The organism is Streptococcus infantis, from assembly GCF_047465525.1.
Classification (GTDB): domain Bacteria; phylum Bacillota; class Bacilli; order Lactobacillales; family Streptococcaceae; genus Streptococcus; species Streptococcus infantis_R.
The window spans coordinates 1-5,328 of sequence record NZ_JASGZS010000050.1 but is presented as its reverse complement, the minus strand read 5'-3'; the positions used below and the strand labels follow the sequence as shown (position 1 = coordinate 5,328).

4 protein-coding genes are annotated in these 5,328 nt (G+C 32.0%); 2 read left to right on the top strand and 2 right to left on the bottom strand.

What is annotated here, in order from left to right; translation table 11 throughout:
- Window positions 1–517: 517 nt before the first annotated feature.
- The gene (locus tag QM374_RS10535) at window positions 518–1,378 is read right to left on the bottom strand and encodes a helix-turn-helix domain-containing protein (RefSeq protein WP_414311717.1); all 861 of its coding nucleotides are present in this window, start codon (window positions 1,376–1,378) and stop codon (window positions 518–520) included.
- A 208-nt stretch (window positions 1,379–1,586) separates the two neighbouring features.
- On the opposite strand from QM374_RS10535, the gene QM374_RS10530 reads away from it, so the two are divergent.
- Entirely contained in the window at window positions 1,587–2,693 is a 1,107-nt protein-coding gene (locus QM374_RS10530) for a caspase family protein (protein ID WP_414311716.1), read from the top strand.
- Between the two features lie 12 nt (window positions 2,694–2,705).
- Complete coding sequence (locus QM374_RS10525) at window positions 2,706–3,908, top strand: N-acetylmuramoyl-L-alanine amidase family protein (RefSeq protein WP_414311715.1); 1,203 nt, start codon at window positions 2,706–2,708, stop codon at window positions 3,906–3,908.
- 486 nt (window positions 3,909–4,394) lie between these two features.
- Here the strand turns inward: QM374_RS10525 and QM374_RS10520 are convergent, their stop codons facing one another.
- Window positions 4,395–5,291 carry a tyrosine-type recombinase/integrase gene (locus QM374_RS10520; protein WP_301560105.1) on the bottom strand — a complete coding sequence of 299 codons (897 nt, stop codon included), beginning with the start codon at window positions 5,289–5,291 and terminating at the stop codon, window positions 4,395–4,397.
- Window positions 5,292–5,328: the final 37 nt, after the last annotated feature.

Sequence of the window (5,328 nt, the reverse complement as noted above, 5' to 3'; positions counted from 1 at the left end):
TCATCACAAATTCATTTTTAAAAATAAATTAGTATTTTTTGTTTTTTTGACCAAATTTTGACCAAATTTTGACCAAAAATTATATTTTGGTCAATGATTATAGAATAAAATGGATCATGAAAATGTCTTTGATTTATAGTAGTGTTAAAAAGGACTTCCTTTATTGGAATGTCCTTATTTTTATTATGGAATTGACAAATGAGGTTAAGGTTTAGTTCTATGAATTAAGAAAACAAGCACAAAGCTTTAATCAGCTTTCAAAAAGATTTGGTATGGATATTTCTGGCTAAGGTATGTGACAAGGTGAATTGATCGTTATGGAACAGAGAGCGTTAAAAAAGGGAAGAATCGTTACTATTCCTCTGAATAAAAACAAAAAATAATTAACAAAAGCCTATATAATGACAAATGTATTAAAAAAAAGACTTAGCTCATTGAAATGCAGAACCAAATCTTATAGATAAATTATTTGTCTAATTTTTTAGGAATTATATCTTTAAACGATATCATTTAACAATTAAATTGTTAGATCGAGCTTAAATCTCTGGTTTAATTTATTTATTGTATCACTGTCATTATATTCCTTAAATATTCTCATAGCTTTAGAACATTCTTTTTTACCTAACTCTATTTGATTAGTTTTTATAAGATAAATACCTCTTAGAAAGAGCAAATAATTCTTTTCAAAATAATATCCTTGTCTAGTAAGTAAATTTTCTAAATCATCTATAAAAAATTGAGCGCTACCTAACAAATTATTTTCTAATAACATTTCTAGGTTAAATAAATATAGAGGAATTACTTTATGTGTTCCGGTATCCGTTTTTAAAAAATGTCGTGTTTTCTTGATTACTATTCTATATAGTAAACTTATGGTCTTTGTATTCATAAAAAACACCGAATTATAGAAAATCTTAAGTTCATACTCCATCCAAGTATCTACAGAAAGAAGATATTTTATTAATTCATTGCATTTAGATGAATTATAAGGAAGGTTTGCAAGACGGTTGATCTGTTGCTCAGCAATCAATTTTATGTGATAATTGCATATGCTTTTTTCATGCTTTTCTTTTAACTCTATTTTCTCCACTAATTCTTGAAGTAAAAATATATCTGAAGACTCTACAGCATGTTCTAATTCATCAAAAAGACATTCTTTTTTGGAATAATAACAATGAACCAATTCTTCAAATTCTGAAAATGATATTCCAAGACGATTTAACAGAATATAAAAATGGTTAATGGATAATTTTGTAATACCATTTTCGAAACGAGAAATAGTTGATTCACTAATTTCATTACATGATAAATCTTTAAGACGAAAGTTTTTTGAAATACGAATATCCTTTAAAACTGCTCCAAAATTTTCCACATTCATCCTCTTCCATTTTTGCAAAAAATAAAACACTTTTTTTCATTTTTGATATTATTATACAAAAATAAAAAAGAAAGGACAATAATATTATGAAAAAAATTTAATTGTCAACAGTTGCTTTATTAAGATTAGTAGGATCTTTGCCAGCAAATAATCCAGTTTCTGCTCAAGAATCCTCCTCTCAAACGACTTATAGTAAGTCAAGTGGAAGTTGAATAAAATCTGGTGGTATAAGCATTCTGATGGGTCATATACTACAAATGGATGGGAAAAAATAGGTGGCACCTGGTACTATTTTGATAGTGAAGGTTGGATGAAGACAGGCTGGATTAAAGAATCTGGAAACTGGTATTATCTAGATGATAGTGGTGCTATGAAAACTGGATGGTGTTGGGTTTCTGGTAGCTGGTATTATTTAAATACTAGCGGTGTCATGCAAACGGGACTACAGACTATCAATGGAAAACAATACTATTTATCTAGCAGTGGTGATATGCAAGTTGGTTGGCATAATATCGGAGATGATACCTATTTCTTTGCTAATAGTGGGGAAAATCAAAATATCAATCGTCGGGCTTTAGTTCTTGGTGAAACATCAACGATAGAAGTACCTATCGAAGATGTTAATGCTATGGAAAAGGTTTTTAGCAACCAAAACTTTAGCGAAGTTGTTCATTTCCCAGATAAAACTAAGTCTGAGATTATTGCAAAAATGCAAGATCTTTTCAAATCTTCTAGCGAAAGCGATGTGAACTATCTTTACCTTACTTGTCATGGAGGAGAAGATGGCAAGATAGCCATTGGTAGCGATAAAACATCATTTTCAGGCTGGGAATTAGCGTCCATTCTAAAACAATACAAAGGTAAGTTTGTGATTATGCTGGATTGTTGCTATTCAGGAACAATTATAAATGCAGGTAAATCAGATGAAAAGGCCGTCTCTAAGTCTGAAGAAGTATTTGATGAACAAGAATTTTTAGCAGGATTTTCAACAGGAGATGTAGCAAGCAAGAATGGCGAAATGCATGATTCTAAATTCCTCGTACTATGTGCCTCTTGGCAGGGGGAAGAATCGTATAGTACATATGGAGGTGGGAGTCTTGCCACAATATACTGGGCAATGGGAACAGGCTGGAATCCTCTTCAAAATAGAATGATTTCGCCTATGGCAGACACCAATACTAACGGAAAAATCACTTTAGAGGAACTGTATCAATACTCTTATCCTCTAGTCCTTGAAGCTGCATCACGCAGTAATAAGAAGCAACATGTATCAGTTTATCCAGAAAACAGTCAATTTGTTTTATTTCAAAAATAAGGAGTTAAGAAAATGAAAGTATCAAAAAAAATCACACTATTTAGTTTATCATTGGCAGGTTTAGCTATGTTTGCTCTTCCTCACTCTGCCAAAGCTTTTGAGCTACAAGAGGTATGGCGTATTAAGGGGGGGATTCAATATCAAGATGGCAAAATTCTTCGATTTGAAAATGGCCATGACATAGACATCAAAGCCTTGGATTTGCCCAAAAACGAAAAAATTGAATGGAAAGTCACTTTAAATGGTCAAGACCAGACTGTCAATTTCCTAGCTCAAGAAGTGGATAGATCTAATATTGGTGAAGAAGGACGTTACCTGAATTTCTACGTACCTTATGGCTACAGAGGAGATATCAAAGTAGAAGCCAAGAGTGGAAATGAAACAAAGACCTGGTCCACTAAAGTGGTTGATGATGTGTATAATGACGGTGGAAAGAGTGGTTACTTCCGTATTGACGAATCAAATGATCAACACACCTACCTTGATGCAAAATGGGACTATCAAACTAAGACCTACACTGCTACCTTACCAGAGACTGTCAATGGTCAAAAAGTATTTGCTTGGGCAGACGACTATGAAGAATTGAAACTTCAAAAACCAGGAGTTATCAGTCATTCCTACAGGGGGGCAGGAGCTTTCAAAATACTTTATCCGATTGTAAAAGCAGAAAGCTGGCTAAAAAAGAATTACAGTGAAACCTGGTACTATCAAAAACAAGGTCAACTAGTTAAAGATGCTTGGATCAATGATCAGGGAACATGGTACTTTATGGATGATGAAGGGGTTATGTTTAATCAAACATGGCTATACCAAGGTGGTAGCTGGTATGCCTTTAAATCATCAGGAGCTATGATTTCAGCTAATTGGTTATATGATAACGGCTCTTGGTATTACCTAAAAGACTCAGGTTCAATGGCAACAGGTTGGCTTAAAAATGGTGGCTCTTGGTATTATCTAGAAGACTCAGGTTCAATGGCAACAGGTTGGGTCAAAGATAACGGCTCTTGGTATTACCTAAAAGATTCAGGTTCAATGGCGACAGGCTGGGTAAAAGATAGTGGCTCTTGGTATTATCTAAAGAACTCAGGTTCAATGGCAACAGGTTGGGTAAAAGATAGTGGTAAGTGGTACTATCTGGCTTCATCTGGTAATATGCTTAGCAATACACGCACACCAGATGGCTATTATGTAGATGCCAGTGGTGCTTGGAAATAAATTTTAAACAGAGAAAATCTACTGAGAAGGTAGATTTTCTTTTTTAGTTAATGAATATAGAATAAAGTAGATTAGAAATTTGGAGTTTTTTTCTCTATTGCTAACAATCTGCTTACAAAGCTTAAACTTATTGTGACCCTTACTAGTAAGTGAAATGCTAGGTAAAGAGTCTTAAAAATAAGAAAAAGGCATAGTATCAGATGTTGAAAATAACTTGATACTATGCCTTTTATTGTGGGAAGATTTACTTCATTTTATCCAGGAATCGTTTTTGACAAAACTTTTTTTGTTTTATTTGAGGATGTTTTAAGATTGTATTTTAGAAAAACAATTACAGAAGTGCTTAATACGGAATATAGTATAAATGCTGGTTCAAAGTGAAGTTTTGTATGCTTTTACTTTTGTTGAGTATAAGATTTATTAACTAAAGTCGAACTACAAAAATTAATTTTAGATGAACTGAACTGTAGACTTTGGAAAGTTCTCTTATTCGATTTCAGAATGAATTGCTGATACAGGATTAAAAGAACTAAGTATTTCTTTTTGTTTTGAATGAGATACGTGAGTATAGATTTGTGTGACTGATATAGAACTGTGTCCAAGAATTTGTTGAATGTATCGGATATCTACATCATTATCCAGAAGCATTGTTGCAAAACTATGTCTAAACATATGTGGTGTAATAGTTCTAGATAAGTTATTTTGTTCAACGATTCTCTTTAAAATTAAACGTACACTTTGCTCTGACAATGGTTTTGGCGAATGTTTCCCTGGAAATAGAAAACCATTGGATTCCTTCCCTATTTTATTTATATATATTTCTAATAAATTAAATGTTGTTTGGTCTCCTAAAAATATGATACGTTCTTTCTTCCCCTTTCCTATAATATGAAGTGTCTTATTGGAAAGATTAATATCTTTGAGATGAATGTGACAAAGTTCAGAAATTCTGATACCCGTCGAAAGTAAAAGAGAAATGATTAGTAGATTTCTTTCAGCTTTTCGTTTTTGAAAGTCAGTTTTAGAAATAACTACTCTCTGCTCTAAATATAAAAAAATATTTTTCAAAATATTATACGGAATCGTTTTAGGCAATATTTTTTCAGTTCTAAATTGAAAGCGCAATTGATTGAAGGGATTCTCTTCAATTATGTTCTGGTATTTTAGATAATTATAAAACACCTTCATACAAGCAATTTTTCTTCTTAGTGTATTCGTTTTTATGTTAGATTGTGTCAAGTGTTCGATATAGGATTCGACATTATCATAGTTTGAGTTATAAAATTGCATAAGATCATTTTTATAAGCTCGAATCGTATGTGAACTCAAACGTTTATGAGTTTTGCAATAATCTAAGTAAGTAGAAATAAGTTTATAATCCATGAAAATCTCCTTCATCAATAATCATGCTATTATAAAC